Origin of the sequence: Actinoallomurus acaciae (assembly GCF_042429965.1) — a bacterium.
Classification (GTDB): domain Bacteria; phylum Actinomycetota; class Actinomycetes; order Streptosporangiales; family Streptosporangiaceae; genus Actinoallomurus; species Actinoallomurus acaciae.
Genome location: NZ_JBHLZP010000669.1, coordinates 4,254 through 5,189 on the forward strand (window position 1 = coordinate 4,254; position 936 = coordinate 5,189).

The 936-nt window shown below is 76.4% G+C and carries 1 protein-coding gene; it reads right to left on the reverse strand.

Translation table 11 applies throughout. From position 1 onward, the window contains the following. Positions 1-330: 330 nt before the first annotated feature. A partial coding sequence (locus ACFFNX_RS44625; protein WP_378212329.1) for an alpha-hydroxy acid oxidase occupies positions 331-936 on the reverse strand: 606 nt, incomplete at its 5' end.

The following is a 936-nucleotide window of genomic DNA, read 5'->3' on the forward strand; positions in this document are numbered from 1 at the left end:
CTTCCCCGGGCGGGGCGTCTTCCCCGGGCGGGGCGTCTTCCCCGGGCGGGGCGTCTTCCCCGGGCGGGGCGTCTTCGGCGGGCGGGGCAGGCCGGGGGAGTGTGCCGTCGTTGTATGGCGGGGGTGTCTGGGGATCAGGCCAGGAGGTCGAAGCTCGCCTCGTGCGGTGCGGAAGGCGAGTCGGGGCGGCGCCGGGTCCCGCCACGCCAGGCCGATCGGTGCGTGCTCCGTCGCCCTCCGCCTCGTCCGGGTGGCCGTCATCTGGCGTGGGTGCGTCCGCCGGTACGGTGTCGGCGGGGCGGACGTCGGGCGGAGGTGCCGTCCCCGGGGTCAGGTGCCTCCGGAGGCGTACAGGCTTCGGTCGATGGCGGCGACGGTCGTCACACCGGCCAGGCCCATCGCGTGTGCCAGGGCATCCGACAGCGTCGTCAGGCCGTCCGCCACCGCGTCCTCGCCGCCGGTCGCGAGGTGCCACAGTACCGGTCGGCCGACGAACACCGCTCGTGCGCCCAGGGCGAGCGCGCGCAGTACGTCCGTTCCCGTGCGGATTCCTCCGTCGGCGTAGACCTCGGTGCGGTCGCCCACCGCGTCCGCCACCTCCGGCAGGGCCACGGCGGTCGCCACCGCGCCGTCCAGCTGCCGTCCGCCGTGGTTGGACACCCACACCCCGGCCGCTCCCGCGGTGGCGCAGTCACGCGCGTCGTCCCCGCGCAGCACGCCCTTCACCACCACGGGCAGCCCGGAGGTCCCGGCCAGCCAGGCGATGTCGTCGTACGTGACGTCGGCGGCCTGCTCGGCCAGAGCGCGGTCGAAGCCGTCGCCGAGGTTCACGCCGAAGATCTCATCGGGGACCAGGGCCGGGTCGCGGTCGCGCCGCCGGCGGCCCAGGTACGGTGTGTCGCCCGTGAGGGCCAGCGCGGACGCGCCCGCGGCGGC